A 19490-nucleotide genomic window follows, 5' to 3' on the forward strand; every position below is an offset into this window, starting at 1 on the left:
ATTTCAATCGTTATGTAAATGGAACTTGGTTAGATAAAACCGAAATTCCAGCAGACAGAACGCGTTGGGGAAGTTTTGACGAACTTCGTAAAAACACCGATGACGATGTAATGGCCATCTTAAAAGAAGCTATCAAAGACAAAACTATCAATCCAAATTCTGATCAAGCAAAAGCAATAAATTTATACAAAACAGTTTTAGATACGGTAAGTAGAAACAAAGCCGGAATCGACCCGTTAAAACCTTATTTAACGAAAATTAATAGCGTTCAAAATGCTGATCAATTAGTAGCTTTATTAGCCGAAATGGAACCCGAAATGGGATTAGGTTTCTTCGGAAGTTACATTGGCGCCGATGCTAAAAACAGTAACAAAAACGTAATTTATGTAGGAACCGGAAGTCTTGGTTTACCAGATAGAGATTACTACGTTTCCGATGCGCCAGACAACAAAGAAAAACGTGAAAAATACGTGGCTCACGTCACCAGAATGTTACAATATTTAGGTGAATCTGAAGCTACAGCTAATACGAATGCGAAGAAAATTTTAGCTTTAGAGACTAAAATGTCAACCGCTACGTTAGACCGTGTTCAAAGAAGAGATAGAAGAAACACCTATAATCCAATGAGTTTTGCTGATTTACAAAAATTAGCGCCAACCGTAAAATGGGATACGTATTTCCTAAGTGTTGGAATTGGAAAAGTAGATTCGTTAGTTGTTTCACAACCAAAATATTTACAAACAGTCGAAACTATTTTAAAAGATAACCAAATTGAAGATTGGAAAGCCTACATGCGTTGGACAGCTTTAAGAGGTTCAGCAGGTTTGTTATCAACCGATATCGAAAATGCGAATTTTGATTTTTACGGAAAAACGTTAACTGGAGCTGTAAAACAACGTCCAGCTGAAGAAAGAGCTTTAGCAACCGTTAATGGAAGATTAGGTGAAGCGTTAGGAAAATTATATGTTGCAAAAAAATTCCCGCCAGAAGCAAAAGCAAAAGCGCAAGATATGATTGCAAACGTAATGCAAGCTTTCAATAACCGAATTGATAATTTACCTTGGATGACAAAAGCGACTAAGGAAAATGCAAAAATCAAGTTGAATAAATTCCGAGTAAAAATTGGATATCCTGATAAATGGAAAGATTATTCAGCTCTTGAAGTAAAGTCACCAGAACAAGGCGGAACGTATTTTGAAAATTCAAAAATGTACGCGAGATGGAGTCACAAGAAAAACATTGAAAAAATGGGGAAACCTGTTGACAAAGAAGAATGGGGAATGTCGCCACAAACAGTTAACGCTTATTTCAGCCCAACAAATAACGAGATTGTATTCCCAGCTGCGATTTTACAACCACCTTTCTACGATTACAGAGCAGATGAAGCAGTAAATTATGGTGGAATTGGAGCCGTAATTGGTCACGAAATTTCACACGGATTTGACGATTCAGGTTCAAGATATAATGCGGATGGAAACTTAGTAAACTGGTGGAGTGATGAAGATTTGAAACAATTCACAACGTTAGGAAGTGCTTTAGCAGATCAATATTCAGCTTTAGAACCATTACCAGGAATTTTTGTGGATGGAAAATTCACTTTAGGTGAAAACATTGGAGATTTAGGTGGAGTTAACGCCGCTTATGATGGATTACAAATCTATTTGAAAGCAAACGGAAAGCCTGATTTAATCGACGGATTTACACCAGAACAACGTTTCTTTATTTCTTGGGCAACCATTTGGAGAAGCAAAATGCGTGATGAAGCTATCAAAAACCAAGTAAAAACCGATTCGCATTCACCAGGAATGTATCGTGCTTATGTGCCGTTACAAAATGTGGAAGCGTTTTACAAAGCGTTTAATATTTTACCACATAATGGTATGTATTTGCCTTTTGAAAAACGCGTGAAAATTTGGTAATCAAATTCAAAATAAAATCAAATCCCATCTTTTTAGGTGGGATTTTTTTGTTGAATAGTAAAGATTATCGCCACGGATTAAAAGATTAGAAGGATTACAATCCGTGAAAATCCTTTAATCAGTGGCTAAAAACTATTTCTTCTTAATCGCACGATTCACTAAATAAAGTCCAATAATCGTTATCGTTCCACCAATGATAATTGCAGTGGTCAAAGGTTCATTAAACAACAAATAACCAAAAAACAACGCTACCATCGGATTGATGTAGGCATACAAACTGCTGATTTCTGTTGGTAAATTTTCTAAAGCATAAATAAACGCTATAAACGTCAACACTGAACCAAAAACGACTAAATAACCAATCGACCACCAAGAAATTGCTGGAATTTCACTTAACGGAACCGAAGCCCCATTAAATCCAATCACGCTCGAAATCACAATACTCGAAATCAACATTTGCAATCCCAAACTAAAATACGGATTGAAATTCGTCTTATTTTCTTTGATATAAATCGAAGACAACGCCCAAGTAAAAGTAGCAATTACCGAAAGTAAAATTCCAAATCGGAATTCTGGTTCTAAGAAATCGTTGAGGTAATCGTAAAAAATGACGCAAATTCCGCCAAAAGCGACAATCAAACCAACAACCGCTTTCCATGATGTTTTTTGTCCTCGAAACAAACTGATAATGACAATCCAAAGAGGAAAAATCGAACCAATAATCGCACCCAAACCACTCGAAATGTATTTCACGCCCCAGGTACTCAAACCGTTACTCAGCATGAAATTCAAAACACTCAAAACCAAAATCGTACGCCACTGTCGTTTGTTTGGCCAAGGATGTTTTTTGATTAAGAAATACAGCAAATACAACAATCCACCAAAAAGTTGACGCAGGGCTACCAATTGCATCGGAGGCATGTGTTTTACGCCTTCTTTGGAAGCAATCCAAGTGGTTCCCCAGAAAAAGCTCATCCAAATTAATGCTAAAATGGGCAAGCCAATTGCATTTTTCTTTTGCTTAATGTAATTGTGAAATACGCTAAAATACGCCATTACTAAATTTCTTTTTGGAACGAATAACCCAAAATTGTTTCCACTTTTTTACTGGAAATAATTTTACCTTTCGATTCCGAATTTTCGGCAAAGGTAGGTAATGGCAAATTCAAAATTTTAGCTTTTTTGTGATAATATGCTTTACGTGTTGGATGATGAGGTGCGACAGCGTTGAAGGTTTGGTTCCATTCCCAATTGTCAGACTGAGCTTGTCGAAGTCCTTTATCAATTACAGTTTCAATTATTCCAATACAATCTTCTCTCTGAATCATATTCACTGGCGCATCTGGATTTTCCACATTCGTTCTTCCTGCCAAAAATTTTACTGGATGACGATTTTCGCCAAGTAAACCACCAAAACGAATTACGGTAGTTTTGAAATGCGGATTCGATTGCAAAAGTTTTTCGGCAATAACTAATTGTTTGCCACTTTCAGTATCAGGATTTGGTTTTGTTTCTTCCGTAATTTCAACAATTGGAAAACTATCACCATAAACCGAAGTCGAACTCACAAAAACAACTTTCTGAACATCTGATTTTTCAATAAACGCAATTAGCGTTTTTACTTTATTTACAAATGTCATTTCGTTAGAAGACGAAATTTCTCTTCTCAATCCTGGTGGAATATCAATCACTAAAACATCGGTTTCTTTTAGAAAATCTTCCATATTTCCAATGATTTGATGTTCCTCCAATTGAATTTGGAAAGGCGAAATCCCAGCATTTTTCAATACTTCCAATTTACTTTCCGAAGTCGTAGAACCTTTTACTTCGTAACCTTTTGAAAGTAATGATTTGGCTAACGGTAATCCGAGCCAACCGCAACCTAATATGGCAATCTTTTCTCTTTCTTCTTTCATCTATTCTCTTAACTATCTTTCTTCACCAACATATAAAAATCATCTTCTAAAGCGCGATAGCCTTGGTCGTACAAAAAGAAATAAGTGTTGCCCGTTTTGGTTTGCAACATGCTGGTAAAAAACTCAAAATCGAAACCTTTGCTTAGTAATTTAGTTTTCGTAGTTTTTCCTTTCTCTTCTGGGTTGAGTTCACACAAAATGCGGTAATTTTTACGCAATTTGTTGTTAATGTTGCGCATCAGATTGTTCTGATCTTTGTTCATTTTGTTGTTGTACGCATTGCGGCAACCATCCGAACAAAACTTTTTGTCTTCGCGACCGATAATTTTATCGCCACATTCTAAACAGGTTTTACTCATAGTAGTATTTTTTAAGCGTATCCATTAACCTTTAAATTTTCTAATTCATCGGTTTCTAAGTTATATTCAATATTCCAATAATGACTTCCGCCATCTGAAATCCAAATTATTTCATTCAACCAATGCCAATTGTGTTCTTTAATAGATTTACTCCAAAGTGAATTTATATAAAGAATTTTTTCGCCTTTATCATTTATGAAACCAAAATATTGTCTTTTGTATTTCTTTAGATTTCTGTGAATAATTGGTGAGTTGTATTGATTTTCTAAATTTCTATTGGCTTCTTTAAGTTTTGATTTTAACGCTTTTTCAGCTTCAAATATTTCTTCTTTTGTTGGTGTAAATCTTTTTCCCGGCATTATTTCATAACTTGATTCTGGAAAAATCGCAACTTCAAATTGTTTTGTTTTGAAATGTTCCGCAACATTTTGAGCTTTAACATAATAAAAACTGGTTAAAAATAGTATAATAATGTATTTCATCTTTACTTCTTAAAATTAAACTTCATTTCCTTACCACTATCTTCAAAAACCACGTAAATATTAATTTCATTATCCGAAATTTTCTCAAAAGTAAATTTGTCAAAATACACATGGGTTGGAGTAACTTTTACCAGTCTGAAATTCTCACTCACTTCCACTTTTTCCCAACCTTTTAATTCGCCATCAAAATGTTTGAGTTGTAACAAAAGGGTTTTGTCTTTTTCAATAATGTGTCCCAATTCATAAAAAGCAACTTTCCCATCAACCACTAATTTGAAACTAAACATCATCGAATTTCCAATCGGTTCGCTCCACGTTTCTTGACAAATGCCGCCTAAAGCTTCGCCTGTCCAATTGCCCACAATCCATTTTACATCTTGTAAAGTGGCTTTTGGTGACCCTTTTTCATCGTTGTAATTCAAAGTGTTTTGTGCAAATGCACTAAACGAACAAATAAAAAGTAAAAAATAAATACTTTTTTGAAAGAGAGATTTTTTCATCTGTAAAGTCTTATAGTTTAAGCGAATATACAAAAATAATTTCCATTTACAAACGCTTACAAATATTTACAACCGAAATTAAATAGCTAATTACCGAATAACGTTTTTTTCTTGCCACATCTTTGCACTGTCGAAATGAACGAAAGCAAAATTCAAGTGCAAGTTCAATTTCAAAATTCAATTAACATAAACATTTAAATTTTTACACGCCATGAAAAACAGAGTACAATTAATCGGACATGTAGGTCAAGAACCAGAAATCAAAAACTTAGAATCTGGACGAGTAGCTAACTTCACAATTGCTACAAATGAAAGTTACACGAACGCCAAAGGAGAAAAAGTAGAACAAACCGAATGGCACCGCGTTTCCGCTTGGGGAAAAACAGTAGATATCATCGAAAAATTATTAACCAAAGGAAGTCATGTTGCCATCGAAGGTAAACTAACTCACAGAAGTTACGACGACAAAGACGGAAACAAACGTTACATCACAGAAGTGGTTGCGAATGAATTGGTTTTACTAAGCAAATAGTCAAGTTCAAGAACAAATTTAAAAATCAAGTTCAACACATAGATTTTTTAAATTATTCCAATTTCATAAATCTGTGTTCCAAAAAATCAAATAACACAAATATTTAAATTTTATACGCCATGAAAAACTCAGTACAATTAATCGGACACGTGGGTCAAGAACCAGAAATCAAAAACCTTGAAGGAGGAAAAAAATTAGCCAACATCAGCATCGCTACAAATGAAGTGTATTATCGTGAAAACGGTGACAAAGTAGAACAAACGCAATGGCATCGAGTAACCGCTTGGGGAAAAACAGCCGACATTATCGAAAGATTTGTAACCAAAGGAAAAGAAATTGCTATTGAAGGCAAACTAACACACAGAAGTTACGACGACAAAGACGGAAACAAACGCTATGTTACTGAAGTAATTGCAAACGAGATTTTGTTAATCGGTAAATAAGGATGTTATGCAAGTTAAAGTATTTTCAATCAGATTGGATAAAGCATTTTTGGACTTCGACCAACAACAATTGAATGCTTTTTTGAGTTCGGTTACGTTTAAAAAATCGAGCACACAATTTGTGGAAAGTGAAGAAGCACATTGGTCGGTTATTGTTCATTATGAATCAGAAGAACAAGAAAAACCAGAGCGATTAGAACGTAAATCGTATGAAGATTTGAATCCGAAAGACAAGCAAGTTTACGGTTATTTGAATCAGTGGAGAAACGAAAAATCAGAAGCTTTGAAACTGAAAAAATACATGATTTGTCACAATTCAGAATTAATCGATTTAGCCATGTACAAGCCAAGCAACTTAGATGAATTACAACAAATCAAAGGTTTCGGAAAACAAAAATCGGAGCGATTCGGAGAAGATATTTTAGCAATTTTAAATGCCGTTTGAGAAAAGACCACCAGCGAAAGTTGGTGGTTTTTTATTTAAAACAAAATGTCTTTCGCTACTCGATAGGTATTCGCATGTGCTTCAATAATCGTTTTGATTTCAGGAGAATAACCGCCACCCATGCTCACTTGAACTGGAATTTGGTAACGCTCACAATTTTGGAACACAATGGCATCTCTTTTTTTACAACCATCAACAGAGCAACCTAATTTTCCTAATTTATCAGAAGCTAAAATATCAACTCCGGCCAAATAGAAAATGAAATCGGGTTTTTGTTGCTCTATTAGTTTAGGAATGATTTCGGAAATGGTTTTTAAAAAATCCTCATCAGAAGTATTGTCTTCAAAAGCAATGTCTAAGTCAGAAGTTTCTTTTTTAAACGGATAATTCGATTTTCCATGGGTGGAAAAGGTAAAGACATTATCGTTATTTTGAAAAATTTCTGCCGTTCCATTCCCTTGATGCACGTCTAAATCGATGATTAAGATTTTTTTTGCTAGTTTTTTATCTAACAAATATTGAGCAGCAATGGCTTGGTCATTCAATAAACAAAAAGCTTCCCCGTGATTTGAATAAGCATGATGCGTTCCGCCAGCGATGTTGAAGGCAACTTTGGTTTCAAAGGCTTTTTCGGAACCTAAAATCGTTCCTTGGGCAATTCGCAATTCTCGTTCTACAAGTTCTTTAGAAAGCGGAAAACCAATTTTTCGTGCTGCTTTAGGATCTAAAGTTAAATTCAGCAAATCGGAAACATATTCTTTTGTATGAATCCTTAAAACAGTTTCAATCGGGATAATTTCAGGTTCAAAGAAATCGGTTTTTAAAGCAATACCTTCGTGTAGTAATTGTTGTGGTAATAATTCGTATTTCAACATCGGGAAACGATGTCCTTCAGGTAATGGATGTTTAAAAATAGAGTGAAACGCAATCGGAAACATCTATGAGTTCATTAATTTTTGCAATTCATCTACAAATAAACCCATGTGGTAACCATCAACTAGGCTATGATGTGCTAAAACGGTCATTGCCATGGTTTTTTTACCATTTTCGAGCATTAATTTTCCATACGAAACTTTCGGGCAACTATCTTTTAAAGTATATTTTCTAGAGTGTGTTAACCCTGTGAAATTAATCCAAGGAACAGCAGAAAAGTGAATGATATTTTCAGGAAATTCTCTGGTAAAAAGTCCTGGTGTAATTTGAATTCTTTCAATTTCAGTTTGTACGATTTTGGCAAATTCGTGAATGTCAGAATGAAACTTCATAAACGAAAAACCAAACGTTTTATCTTCCCGCATGATGGTAGATGAAGCGTCAATTTCGTCATAAAGCACTACTTCGTTTTCTTCAATTCGGTATCTGAAATTTTCTACTTGGTTAACGGCAGCAATCGTTTTGTGTAAATAGTAAACAAAAAACGGAATTTTCATGGCTTTCGCTTTTTCGTAAGCAATAGTCATATCGATTGATGTGGTAATACCAAAAAAGGGCTCTTCGAAAGTATTGAAAAATTCAAAATGTTCTTTTCGATTCCAAGAAGATATGTCTATTTTTTGTTTCATTTTAATAAAGCTAAGATTTCGGTAATGTTTGCAAATGATTTGAAATTTTCGTGCTTGATTTCGAAATCAATTTTTTCGTATTCCCAAGTCGTATGATACGGAATGTGTATCGCATGTCCGCCAATATTTAAAACTGGTAAAACATCCGATTTTAACGAGTTTCCAATCATTAGAAAATCTTCGGCTTTGCAATCCAAACGACCTAGCATTTTTTCGTAATCTAATTCGGCTTTGTCGCTCATTACTTCAATATGATGAAAGTAAGCACCAATTCCTGAATCGTGTAATTTACGATGTTGGTCTTTTAAATCGCCTTTTGTGGCAACAACCAATTTATATTTCCCTTTCAATTGTTCCAAAACGGATTCAACGTTGGGTAACAATTCGACAGGTTTTTGCAATAAATCTTTTCCAATGGCTAAAATTTGCTCAATTCCTTTTCCTGAAATTTGATGATTTGTCAATTGCAAGGCGGTTTCAATCATCGACAAGGTAAACGCTTTAATTCCGAAACCATACAAAGGCAAATTTTTCACCTGATGATTCAAAATCAATCCCAAAATTTCTTGACTCGAAGCATAATCTTGAAACAACACACAAAAGCGTTCTTGCGCCTCATCGAAATAAGGTTCGTTGTGCCATAAAGTGTCATCTGCGTCGAAAGCGATTATTTTTGGAGTCATAGTTGTTGTTTTTTACCGCAGATTCACAGATTTTTTTAAGTTTTTTTAATCTGCGAATCTGCGGTTATTTTTAAGATATCATTGCACCATTAATCACGCCTTCTGCATCTGGATTTACGAAAACTAATTTACCTTCTGCATTATTCGTTAATAACAACATACCTTCACTTTCTACACCACGTAAAGCTCTTGGCGCCAAGTTGACTAAAACGGTTACGCGTTTTCCAATTACTTCTTCTGGTGTAAAATGCTCAGCAATTCCAGAAACGATGGTTCTTACATCAATTCCTGTATCTACTTTTAACACTAAAAGTTTATTGGCTTTTGGCATTTTTTCAGCTTCGATGATGGTTCCAATTCGTAAATCTACTTTAGCAAAATCTTCGAAAGTGATGATGTCTTTTTGAGGTTCCGCTTTTGCGTTTTCCACTTTATTGGCGGTTTTAGTTGCTTCTAATTTGTCTAATTGTTTTTGGATTTCGGCATCTTCAATTTGGGCAAACAAGATTTCGGCTTGACCAATTTGATGTCCTGCTGGTAACAAGTCTGTTTTAGTAGTAACATCGTTCCAACCTAACGCATCGATTTTTAAAATATTTGATAATTTTTTAGCTGTAAAAGGTAAAAATGGTTCCGATAAAACCGCTAAAGCAGAAGCGATTTGCAATGCTACATACATTTGCGTTTGTACTCTTGTCGGATTTTCTTTTACCATTTTCCATGGTTCTTCATCGGCTAAATATTTATTTCCTAAACGAGCTACATTCATTAATTCGCCTAATGCTTCTCTAAATCTGTAACGCTCAATTGAACTTGAAATTACAGCTGGATACGCTTTTAATTCGGCTAATGTTTGTTCGTCAACTTCCGAAAATTCGTTTGGAGTTGGAACAATTCCGTTGTAATATTTATTAGTTAGTACCACGACACGATTGATGAAATTTCCAAAAATCGCCGCTAATTCATTATTGTTTCTCGCTTGAAAATCTTTCCAAGTAAAATCGTTATCTTTAGTTTCTGGAGCATTAGCTGTTAAAGCATAACGCAACGCATCTTGTTTTTCTGGAAAATCTTGTAAATATTCGTGCAACCAAACGGCCCAGTTTTTAGAAGTCGATAATTTGTTTCCTTCTAAATTTAAAAATTCATTTGCTGGAACATTATCGGGTAAAATATAACTTCCTTCCGCTTTTAACATCGCTGGGAAAATGATGCAATGGAAAACGATATTGTCTTTTCCAATGAAGTGAACCAATTTTGTATCAGCATCTTTCCAATACGGTTCCCAATCTTTTCCTTCACGAGCCGCCCATTCTTTGGTTGACGAAATGTAACCAATTGGCGCATCAAACCAAACGTATAATTTTTTTCCTTCGGCACCTTCCACAGGAACATCAATTCCCCAATCCAAATCACGTGTTACCGCTCTTGGCTCTAAACCGCCATCAACCCATGATTTTACTTGTCCGTAAACATTTGGTTTCCAATCGTTTTTGTGCCCTTCTAAAACCCATTCTTTTAAGAACGATTCGTAGCGATTTAAAGGTAAAAACCAGTGTTTTGTTGATTTTAAAATCGGCGTTTCGCCTGTAATAGTTGATTTTGGATTAATTAAATCGGTTGCGTTTAAAGTCGAACCACATTTTTCACATTGATCTCCGTAAGCTTCAGGATTGTCGCACTTTGGACAAGTTCCCGTTACGAAACGATCGGCTAAAAATTGGTCAGCTTTTGCATCGTATAATTGTTCGGTAGTTTCTTCAATGAAATCTCCGTTATCGTATAATTTTTTAAAAAATTCCGAAGCTGTTTTATGATGAATCTCAGCAGAAGTTCTCGAATAATTATCAAAAGAAATCCCGAAATCTTCAAACGATTTACGAATAATTCCGTCATATTTATCAATTACTTGTTGAGGTGTAATACCTTCTTTTTTAGCTTTCATTGAAATCGCCACACCGTGCTCATCACTTCCGCAAATGAAAGCTACATCTTTTCCTTGCAAACGCAAATATCTTGCATAAATATCAGAAGGAACATAAACACCTGCTAAATGTCCAATGTGAATCGGTCCATTCGTATAAGGTAAAGCCGCTGTAATCGTATATCTTTTCGGATTTTCTAACATAGAATCATAAAATTTGATGCAAAAATAATCGATTAGTGATGAAATCCCGAATTTTAATTGGATTTTGTTTACTTTTGAGTTAATAAAATCTGACGATGTATAGATTTATTTTGTTACTTATTTTAATTTCAAACTTTTCTCATTCGCAAAAGAAAATGAAAATTCCACCTTATCTTAAAAAAGGCGACACAGTTGCTATTGTTTGTACCGCTCGTAAATTTTTTCCAGAAGATGCAAAACCCGCTATTGAATTATTAGCATCTTGGGGATTAAAAGCCAAATTAGGAAGAACCATTGGTTTAGATAGTTGCCAACTTGGTGGAACTGATGCCGAAAGAACTGCCGATTTTCAAGAAATGATGGATGATGAAAACATCAAAGCCATTTGGTGTGCACGTGGTGGTTATGGAACGGTTCGAATTATCGATTCGTTAGATTTTACGAAATTCAAAAAGCATCCTAAATGGATAATGGGTTTTTCCGATGTAACGGTTTTACACAGTCAATTAAATGTTGAACGAGTGGCAACATTGCATTCGATTATGCCGTTTACGGTTCCAAAAGCACCAGAAGAAGTAAAAGAAACGCTGCGAAAAGCGCTTTTTGGAGAAGTTATTTCCTATACAATTCCATCAAAACCATATGATATAAAAGGGAAAGCTTCTGGGGAATTAGTGGGAGGAAATATTTCGATTTTATATAGTTTATTGGGTTCGAAATCATCGATTGATACCAAAGGGAAAATTCTCTTTATTGAAGATTTGGACGAATATTTGTATCACATCGACAGAATGATGTACAATCTAAAACGCAATGGTTATTTCGAAAATGTAAAAGGAATTATTGTAGGAAGTATGGCTGATATGCACGATAACGAAATTCCGTTCGGGCAAAACGAAGTGCAAATTATTACTGCAATTGCCAAAGAATACAACATTCCAATTGCTTTTGAATTCCCAGCTGGACATCAAAAAGACAACCGGACTTTGATTCTTGGAAAGCAAGTAGATTTTGAAGTGAATGATAAAGAAGTGATTTTGTCTTTCAAATAACTAAACACTAAAAATGGCTGAACATAATGATTTAGGAAAGTTTGGAGAAGAATTAGCGGTTGATTTCTTAGAAAAAAACGGCTACGAAATCTTGGAAACGAATTGGGTTTTTGATAAAGCCGAAATTGATATTATTGCTCAAAAAAATGAAATACTAGCCGTTGTAGAAGTAAAAACGCGTTCGAGTATTGAATTTGGTCTGCCTCAAGATTTTGTAAAACCTAAGAAAATACAGTTATTAGTAAAAGCTATAAATGAGTATGTTACTCAAAATGACTTGGATGTTGAAGTTCGATTTGATATCGTGGCTATTCATAAAGAAAACACAGAATTTGTTATAGAACATATTGAAGAAGCGTTTTATTATTTTTAATGTTAAATTTATAACAATTTGTTTTTTATTTTATCTTTGAGCCAAATAAACAACAAGTAATATGAAAACGATATCCTCAGTAGTAGAGCAATACATTAAATCGAAGCCTTTTTTACTAAGTTCACTTTCGCAAGGAATTATTAATTTAACTTCACTAGCTCGTATAATGATGCCAGAATTAGAAGCACATTTAGGTAAAGATGTCAAGCAAGGTGCAGTTGTAATGTCATTAAAAAGACTTTCTGAAGAATTGGACTTCAAAATCAACTATAAAATTTCAAAAGTTTTAAAAAATATTGGTGAAATAACCGTTCGTTCTTCATTAACTGATTTTACGTATGTTATTTCAGATACGCTTCTAGATAATCAAGCTAAATTAATTTCAGAGATTAATAAATATCAAGATATTTTTTACACCTCATCTCGTGGTGTAAATGAGACGAATATTGTGATAAGTGCATCGGTTGAAGAATTAATAGAAACGATTTTCAAACACGAAAAACTAACGCATAAAATAGAAAATCTTTCTTCCATTACGGTTAAATTACCTCAAGAAAACATTTCGACTCCTGGCGTTTATTATTACATTTTTCAAAGATTAGCATGGGAAGGAATTATTATTCATGAAGTAATTTCAACAACAAATGAATTTACCATAATAGTTAGTGATGATCAAATCGATATTGCATTCAAGGTGATAAAAGACTTAAAAAATGTCTTTGATTAATAAAAAACCTCCTATTTTTTTTCACATCAAAAAATAAATGTATTTTTACCAAACTATATACTAAATTTGGTTTTTAGTAGTTTAGAGTACAAATACCTTTTACATTGAAAAGCAATTTAATTAAATATTCTTTTACAGTTTGTTTCTTCCTGATTTTGATAGCATGTTCTGTCAAAAAAGACAAGTTTATTAATCGTAATTTTCATGCGGTTACTACCGAATATAATGTTTTGTATAATGGTAATTTAGCATTAGAGAAAGGACTTCAAGAGTTAAAAGTAACTTATAAAGACAACTTTTGGGAAGTATTACCTGTTGAAAGAACTTCAGACATTGAAGAGGTTGTATTACCTGGACAGACAAAAAGCAAAAACTTTGAACGAGCTGAGGAAAAGGCGGTGAAAGCAATTCAAAAGCATTCGATGAATATTGCTGGAACAGAAAAAAATCCTCAAATGGATGAAGCTTATCTTTTGTTAGCTAAAGCTCGTTATTATGAAAATCGCTTTATTCCAGCTTTAGAAGCATTAAATTATATTCTCTACAAGTATCCATTGAGTGATAGAATTTATCATGCAAAAGTGTGGAGAGAAAAGGTAAATATTCGTTTGGATAATGAAGATTTAGCGATAAAAAATCTAAAATTACTTCTAAAAGATAAAAAAATTCAAGGTCAAGATTTAGCTGACGCTAATGCCATGCTTGCTCAGGCATATATTAATTTAAAAGTAAATGACACTGCAATTTCAGCTTTAAAAGTGGCTAAAGAAGCTACAAAAAATAATGAAGAAAAAGCGAGATACACTTTTATTTTAGGACAATTATATGAAGAAATGAATTTTAAGGATAGTGCTTATGCTGAATTTGAAGAAGTTATTCAAATGAATAGAAAAGCGCCAAGAAGATACGTAATTCAATCACACGCTAAGCAGGCTCAATATTTTAATTACAGCAAAGGAGATACTTTGGTGTTTTTAAAAACCTTTAACACCCTTCTTGAAGATAGAGAAAACAGACCCTTTTTAGATGTTTTAAATCACCAAATGGGATTGTTTTATGATAAAAGTAATAACAATTTACAGTCAAAAAAATATTACAATAAATCGATTAAAGCAAATTCTAATGACAGGTATTTAATTGCTTCTAATTACAGAAATTTAGGCGAAATATTTTTCAAAGAAGCTAAATACAAAGTAGCGGGTAAATATTATGACAGTACACTTGTAAATTTAAAGGAACGAACAAGAGAGTATAGAAAAATAAAGAAGAAAAAAGATAATCTAGAAGATGTTATTAAATACGAATTGATTGCACAGCAAAATGATAGTATTTTAAATGTAGTTTCAATGAATGAAGTTGATCGTGTTGCATTTTATAAAGATTATATTTCTAAATTAAAAAATGAAGACGAACTAAAAGCCAAAAAAGAAGCTGAAAAAGCCAAAAAAGAAGCAAATATTTTAGCTAATAATAATTCAAATTCCGGATTAATAAACCCTAATACTAAGGGGAAAGAAATTAAAATAGTAAATCCAAATGGGGACTCAATGATGCCGCCTGGAATGATGGATGATAATTCAAGTTTTTATTTTTATAATCCAGTGGCTGTCGAATTTGGGAAAAAAGATTTCCAAAAAAGATGGGGGAACAGAATGCTTAAAGATAATTGGAGATGGTCTTCTGACAAGGTGAATAATAACAATACTAATGATGATGATCAAAAGGATGTTGATAAAAACAAAGTGTCTGATTCAATTTCTTCTGATTTGAAACCTGAATATACGGTCGAATTTTATTTAAACAAAATCCCTACAGATCGAAAATTAATTGACAGTTTGGCAAAGGACCGAAATTTTGCTTATTATCAGTTAGGTTTAATTTATAAAGAAAAATTTAAAGAATACGAGTTAGCCGCTTCACGTTTGGAGCAACTTTTAAAAAACACACCCGAAGAGCGTTTGGTGCTTCCGGCAATGTACAATTTGTACAAAATTTATCAGCAAATTTCGCCTATAAAAGCAGCTGATATGAAACAACAAATCTTGTCGCAATATCCAGATAGTCGTTATGCTCAAATTTTGAACAATCCTGAAGTTGAAATTACCGATAATGATAATCCAGAAATTGTTTTCAATACGTTATACAAAAAATTTGAAAACAACCAATTAAGAGAAGTTTTTGAAGAAGTTGATGAAGCTATTTTTAAATTTGCTGGAGAAGAATCGCTTCCAAAGTTTGAAATGCTTAAAGCAAAAATACTAGGCCGATTAAAAGGTGTAGAAGATTACAAAGTGGCGTTAAATTTCGTAGCTTTAACTTATCCAAATACCCAAGAAGGAAAACAAGCTGAAAAAATGGTCCAAACAGAATTACCTTTAATTGAAGCTTTAAATTTTGGATTGCAACAACCAACAGGTTATAAGATTATTTTTCCTAAGAGTTATCCATATGGTAAAGAAGTGAAAAATTTAACCGATAAAATTGCTAGATATATTAAAGACACTAATGCTGTCGCTTTAAAATCATCTGAAGATATTTATACTGCAACCGATAATATTGTCGTAATTCATGGTTTTGATAATAAAGATGCAGCAATTTCAGCATTAGCTGTATTGCAATTGCATAAAAATTATAAAGTAACAGATAAAGTTTATATTATCTCAACAGAGGATTATAAGATTGTGCAAATCAAGAAGAAGTTGAACGAATGGATTTTGTTAAATAAATAAGAACCTCAAATCCCTATTAATATGTTTGAAAAGGTAAAGAATCAAGATCATTTATTAGGAAAGACCAATAGAATTGTAGAGGGAACTACCATTACGGGAGATATTTCTACTTTGGCAGATTTCCGCTTAGACGGAAAATTAAAAGGAAATTTTACTTCTGAAGGAAAAATTGTAATTGGTCCAACAGGTGAAGTAATAGGTGATATCGTTTGTAAAAGTATCGATATCGAAGGTATATTTTCAGGAAAGTTACAAGCCGAAGGAATGCTAAATGTAAAATCAAAAGCACATATTACGGGAGAAGTAATCGTTGGTAAATTAGCGGTTGAACCAGGTGCTAGGTTTGAAGCAAGTTGCGAAATGCGAAGTTCATAAATTTAGTTGTAAATAAAATAAATCCTAAATTAACATGGATTCCAAAAAAAGACAACCGAATAAATGGTTAGCTTTAATCACTATCCCATTTCAAATGGGATTAGTTATTTTTGGATTTTCCTACTTAGGAACTTGGTTAGATGAAACGAATAATAATGTAGCGGAAACCAATTTTAAGATTTTTACATTAATTGGAGTCTTCATGGCCATTTATCAAGTAATAAGTCAAGTGAATCAAATAAATAAAAATAAATAAGATATGTCAGTTTATGCCAAGGCAGTAATAGTAGTCGGAATACTTTTTGGAATTCATTTTGGAATCGCTCAGTTTGTAGATGCAAATTTTTACATGACCAACTTTTTGGTTTCCTATGTGAGTCAGGCGGTTTTAACGGCACTTATTTTATTAGCGTTGCTTCAAATTGATAAAAAAGCAAAAGAACAATTAGGATATGCCTTTTTAGGATTAACCTCTGCAAAAGTGATTTTAAGTTATGTGATTGCTACCCAATTTTTGTTTCAAGGAACGGTTATCGCAAAAGAATTAAAAATTAATTTTTTCATCGCTTTTCTAATTTTTTTATGTCTAGACGCCTATTTTGTAATAAGATTATTAAACAAAAAAGGATAAAGGAATGAAAAATCGATAATTCTTTAAAAAATATGTATTCAAGAAACTTGGAATATTAATTAAAATTGTACTTTTGCAAAAATTTTTAGGAAACATAAGAATTATAGTTATGATGATTTTAAGGAAACCCATTTCCATTTTAACAGCGATATTGTTTTTAACAAGTTCAATGGTTTTTTCTGCAAGTGAAACTACTGATTCTTTACAAGTAGCCACAGCGCCTGCAACAACAGAAGTTGAAGCACATGGAGAGCATGCAGAAGAAGCAAAATCGCCAAAAGAAGTTGTTAATGCTCATATTCAGCACCACCTTCAAGACGATTACTATTTTACATTTTTTGCTGATGAGGCAGAAGGTAAGCATTATGGGTTCCCACTTCCAGTAATTTTAATAGATGGAGGTTTAAAAGTTTTTTCAGCATCTAAATTCCACTATGGTGAAACAGTTGCTGAAGTAGATGGTAAATTCTACAAATTATTCCACGGAAAAATTTATGAAACAAATGCTGCTGGTGATTTAACTATGGATGATCACCACCACCCAACAAATAAAATGCCTTTGAATTTTTCGATGACTAAAAACGTAGTTTCGTTAATTCTTACTGCGGCAATCTTATTCTTCTTATTTGTTGGATTAGCAAAAACATACAAAAACGGACACAATAATTTACCTAAAGGTTTCAGCAGAGTGTTAGAGCCTCTTGTATTATATGTTCGTGATGAAATTGCAAGACCAAATATTGGTGAGAAAAAGTATAAAAAATTCATGCCTTATTTGTTAACGGTATTCTTCTTAATTTGGTTGTTAAACTTATTAGGATTAACACCGCTAGGAATTAACGTAACAGGAAATATTGCTTTCACTTTATGTGCGGCTTTATTTACTTTCTTTATTACGCAATTCAGTGCGAATAAAGATTATTGGGGACACATTTTCTGGATGCCGGGAGTTCCAGTTCCAATGAAAATTATCTTAGCGCCAATTGAGGTGTTAGGTATGTTCACAAAACCATTCTCATTAATGATTCGTCTTTTTGCTAACATTACAGCGGGTCACACTGTAGTAATGGGATTAATTGCAATCGTATTTTTAATGAAAGAACAATTAACAGTGGGTGGGGCTACAGCAGTTTCATTAGCTTTAACTTTGTTCATTTCGGTTATTGAAATATTAGTAGCGTTTTTACAAGCGTATATTTTTACAATGTTGTCATCTTTGTTTATAGGTATGGCAGTACAAGATCATCATCACGACGATCACCATTAATAAGTATAAATTTTGTTTAATTATATAAATCAATTATCATGACAATTCCAAATTTAGTAGGAGCTGGTTTAATCGTAATCGGAGCTGGTTTAGGTTTAGGTAAAATTGGTGGATCTGCAATGGATGCTATTGCTCGTCAACCAGAAGCTGCTGGAAAAATCCAAACTGCAATGATTATCATTGGAGCGTTATTAGAAGGTTTAGCATTCGGTGCTTTAATCTTAGGAGCTTAATTAAAAAAAACAACACCTGTAGCGGTTGGCTACAAGTGTTGTTTAATTAAACAGAGTATTTAAAAAAGAATTTTATAAAGACTATATAAATGGATAAGTTAATCAACGATTTTTCTTACGGTTTGTTTTTTTGGCAAGCTATTATCTTAGTAATATTAATTGTATTATTAGCTAAATTTGCTTGGAAACCTATCTTAGCAGCATTAGCTGCTCGTGAAGAAGGTATTTCTAATGCTTTGTTAGCAGCAGAAAACGCTAAGAAAGACATGCAAAACCTTAAAGCGGATAATGAAAAATTATTAGCTGAAGCAAGAGCGGAAAGAGATGCTATGATCAAAGAAGCAAGAGAAATCAAAGAAAAAATGATTGCTGATGCTAAATCTGAGGCGCAAGCACAAGGTGAAAAAATGATTGAATCAGCGAAAGCTTCAATCGAAAGTGAGAAAAATGCAGCTATGGCAGAATTGAAAAATCAAGTTTCAACTTTGTCATTAGAAATTGCTGAGACATTATTAAAAGGAGAATTATCTAACAAAGAAGCTCAAACAAAATTAGTTGAGAAAATGTTAGGTGACGCTAAATTAAACTAATATCATGGCAGGAACTAGAGCAGCAATTCGATACGCTAAAGCCATTTTGGACATTGCTAAAGAAAACAATTCTGTTGATGCAGTAAATGCAGACATGACTTCAATTGTGAATGCAATTAAAGATAGTGCAGAATTAAAAGACTTTTTGCAAAGCCCAATTATTAAAGGGGAAATTAAATTTTCTTCTTTAAACGAAATTTTTACTTCTGCTCAAAAAGAGACAAAAGGATTATTTCAGTTGCTTTTAGTAAACAAAAGATTTGAATTATTAAACGATGTTGCTTTACAGTTCAATGCTTTATACGATGAACTTAACGGAATTGAAGTAGCTAAAGTTACAACAGCTGTTCCAATGACGTCTGAGTTAGAATCTAAAGTATTGGCAAAAATTGCATCGTTTTCAAATAAAAAAATCACCATTGAAAATATTGTAGATCCAGCGATTATTGGTGGTTTTATTTTAAGAATGGGCGACAAACAATACAATGCATCTGTAGCAAGCAGACTGCAAAATTTAAAAAGAGAGTTTAGTAATTAATATACC

The 19490-nt window shown here is 33.2% G+C and carries 24 protein-coding genes; 15 read left to right on the top strand and 9 right to left on the bottom strand.

All coding sequences use genetic code 11. From position 1 onward, the window contains the following. A partial coding sequence (locus B4I81_RS10390) for a M13 family metallopeptidase (RefSeq protein ID WP_291110373.1) occupies positions 1–1919 on the top strand: 1919 nt, incomplete at its 5' end. 132 nt (positions 1920–2051) lie between these two features. Here B4I81_RS10390 and B4I81_RS10395 read toward each other — a convergent pair. Genes B4I81_RS10395 through B4I81_RS10415 form a run of 5 tightly spaced genes read right to left on the bottom strand, consistent with a single transcriptional unit; the run spans position 2052 to position 5176 of the window. Continuing rightward, the gene (locus B4I81_RS10395; protein WP_291110375.1) at positions 2052–2975 is read right to left on the bottom strand and encodes a DMT family transporter; all 924 of its coding nucleotides are present in this window, start codon (positions 2973–2975) and stop codon (positions 2052–2054) included. 2 nt (positions 2976–2977) lie between these two features. Next, a complete protein-coding gene (locus B4I81_RS10400; RefSeq protein WP_291110376.1) occupies positions 2978–3835 on the bottom strand; it encodes an SDR family oxidoreductase in 858 nt (285 codons plus the stop codon). Positions 3836–3843: 8 nt separating this feature from the next. Beyond that, complete coding sequence (locus B4I81_RS10405; RefSeq protein ID WP_133608856.1) at positions 3844–4194, bottom strand: hypothetical protein; 351 nt, start codon at positions 4192–4194, stop codon at positions 3844–3846. Between the two features lie 11 nt (positions 4195–4205). Then, positions 4206–4676: a hypothetical protein gene (locus B4I81_RS10410; protein ID WP_291110378.1), complete on the bottom strand. Its 471-nt coding sequence runs from the start codon at positions 4674–4676 to the stop codon at positions 4206–4208. 2 nt (positions 4677–4678) lie between these two features. Next, positions 4679–5176 carry a DUF6265 family protein gene (locus B4I81_RS10415; RefSeq protein WP_291110380.1) on the bottom strand — a complete coding sequence of 166 codons (498 nt, stop codon included), beginning with the start codon at positions 5174–5176 and terminating at the stop codon, positions 4679–4681. A gap of 211 nt (positions 5177–5387) precedes the next feature. On the opposite strand from B4I81_RS10415, the gene B4I81_RS10420 reads away from it, so the two are divergent. The 3 genes from B4I81_RS10420 (at position 5388) to B4I81_RS10430 (ending at position 6596) form a co-directional block, all read left to right on the top strand. Beyond that, positions 5388–5708, top strand: coding sequence for a single-stranded DNA-binding protein (locus B4I81_RS10420; protein ID WP_291110382.1), 321 nt, complete (start codon positions 5388–5390; stop codon positions 5706–5708). Positions 5709–5827: 119 nt separating this feature from the next. Further along, positions 5828–6151 (top strand): single-stranded DNA-binding protein, encoded by a 324-nt coding sequence (locus B4I81_RS10425; protein ID WP_291110384.1) that lies wholly within the window; start codon positions 5828–5830, stop codon positions 6149–6151. A 7-nt stretch (positions 6152–6158) separates the two neighbouring features. Further along, positions 6159–6596 (top strand): HRDC domain-containing protein, encoded by a 438-nt coding sequence (locus tag B4I81_RS10430; protein WP_291110386.1) that lies wholly within the window; start codon positions 6159–6161, stop codon positions 6594–6596. A gap of 35 nt (positions 6597–6631) precedes the next feature. Here B4I81_RS10430 and B4I81_RS10435 read toward each other — a convergent pair whose 3' ends face one another. The 4 genes from B4I81_RS10435 to metG all read right to left on the bottom strand — a co-directional run bounded on the left by B4I81_RS10435 (position 6632) and on the right by metG (position 10969). Continuing rightward, entirely contained in the window at positions 6632–7534 is a 903-nt protein-coding gene (locus tag B4I81_RS10435; protein WP_291110388.1) for a histone deacetylase family protein, read from the bottom strand. Further along, the gene (locus B4I81_RS10440) at positions 7535–8158 is read right to left on the bottom strand and encodes a chloramphenicol acetyltransferase (protein ID WP_291110390.1); all 624 of its coding nucleotides are present in this window, start codon (positions 8156–8158) and stop codon (positions 7535–7537) included. It abuts the gene before it with no gap. Further along, the gene (locus tag B4I81_RS10445) at positions 8155–8841 is read right to left on the bottom strand and encodes an HAD family hydrolase (RefSeq protein WP_291110392.1); all 687 of its coding nucleotides are present in this window, start codon (positions 8839–8841) and stop codon (positions 8155–8157) included. The genes B4I81_RS10440 and B4I81_RS10445 overlap by 4 nt, the downstream gene beginning before the upstream one ends. Before the next feature lie 70 nt (positions 8842–8911). Then, a complete protein-coding gene (metG, locus tag B4I81_RS10450; RefSeq protein WP_291110394.1) occupies positions 8912–10969 on the bottom strand; it encodes a methionine--tRNA ligase in 2058 nt (685 codons plus the stop codon). Positions 10970–11124: 155 nt separating this feature from the next. Here metG and B4I81_RS10455 point away from each other — a divergent pair, with 155 nt between their 5' ends. The 11 genes from B4I81_RS10455 to atpH all read left to right on the top strand — a co-directional run bounded on the left by B4I81_RS10455 (position 11125) and on the right by atpH (position 19484). Continuing rightward, a complete protein-coding gene (locus tag B4I81_RS10455) occupies positions 11125–12021 on the top strand; it encodes a S66 peptidase family protein (RefSeq protein WP_291110396.1) in 897 nt (298 codons plus the stop codon). Between the two features lie 13 nt (positions 12022–12034). Continuing rightward, on the top strand, positions 12035–12394 hold the full coding sequence (locus B4I81_RS10460) for a YraN family protein (protein ID WP_291110398.1): 360 nt from the start codon (positions 12035–12037) through the stop codon (positions 12392–12394). A 61-nt stretch (positions 12395–12455) separates the two neighbouring features. Continuing rightward, on the top strand, positions 12456–13121 hold the full coding sequence (locus B4I81_RS10465; RefSeq protein ID WP_291110400.1) for an aspartate kinase: 666 nt from the start codon (positions 12456–12458) through the stop codon (positions 13119–13121). A gap of 104 nt (positions 13122–13225) precedes the next feature. Next, positions 13226–15850, top strand: coding sequence for a tetratricopeptide repeat protein (locus B4I81_RS10470; RefSeq protein ID WP_291110402.1), 2625 nt, complete (start codon positions 13226–13228; stop codon positions 15848–15850). A gap of 21 nt (positions 15851–15871) precedes the next feature. After that, positions 15872–16225 (top strand): bactofilin family protein, encoded by a 354-nt coding sequence (locus tag B4I81_RS10475; RefSeq protein WP_291110404.1) that lies wholly within the window; start codon positions 15872–15874, stop codon positions 16223–16225. Positions 16226–16259: 34 nt separating this feature from the next. After that, positions 16260–16481 (top strand): AtpZ/AtpI family protein, encoded by a 222-nt coding sequence (locus tag B4I81_RS10480; RefSeq protein ID WP_291110406.1) that lies wholly within the window; start codon positions 16260–16262, stop codon positions 16479–16481. Positions 16482–16484: 3 nt separating this feature from the next. Further along, on the top strand, positions 16485–16856 hold the full coding sequence (locus tag B4I81_RS10485) for a hypothetical protein (RefSeq protein ID WP_291110408.1): 372 nt from the start codon (positions 16485–16487) through the stop codon (positions 16854–16856). A 109-nt stretch (positions 16857–16965) separates the two neighbouring features. Continuing rightward, complete coding sequence (gene atpB / locus B4I81_RS10490; RefSeq protein WP_291110456.1) at positions 16966–18123, top strand: F0F1 ATP synthase subunit A; 1158 nt, start codon at positions 16966–16968, stop codon at positions 18121–18123. Between the two features lie 38 nt (positions 18124–18161). Further along, entirely contained in the window at positions 18162–18356 is a 195-nt protein-coding gene (locus B4I81_RS10495; protein ID WP_014165720.1) for an ATP synthase F0 subunit C, read from the top strand. A gap of 89 nt (positions 18357–18445) precedes the next feature. After that, positions 18446–18946: a F0F1 ATP synthase subunit B gene (locus B4I81_RS10500; RefSeq protein WP_291110432.1), complete on the top strand. Its 501-nt coding sequence runs from the start codon at positions 18446–18448 to the stop codon at positions 18944–18946. Positions 18947–18950: 4 nt separating this feature from the next. Then, positions 18951–19484: an ATP synthase F1 subunit delta gene (gene atpH / locus B4I81_RS10505; RefSeq protein WP_291110434.1), complete on the top strand. Its 534-nt coding sequence runs from the start codon at positions 18951–18953 to the stop codon at positions 19482–19484. The last annotated feature ends 6 nt before the right edge of the window (positions 19485–19490 follow it).

It is taken from the genome of Flavobacterium sp. UBA6195 (assembly GCF_002422095.1).
GTDB lineage: Bacteria > Bacteroidota > Bacteroidia > Flavobacteriales > Flavobacteriaceae > Flavobacterium.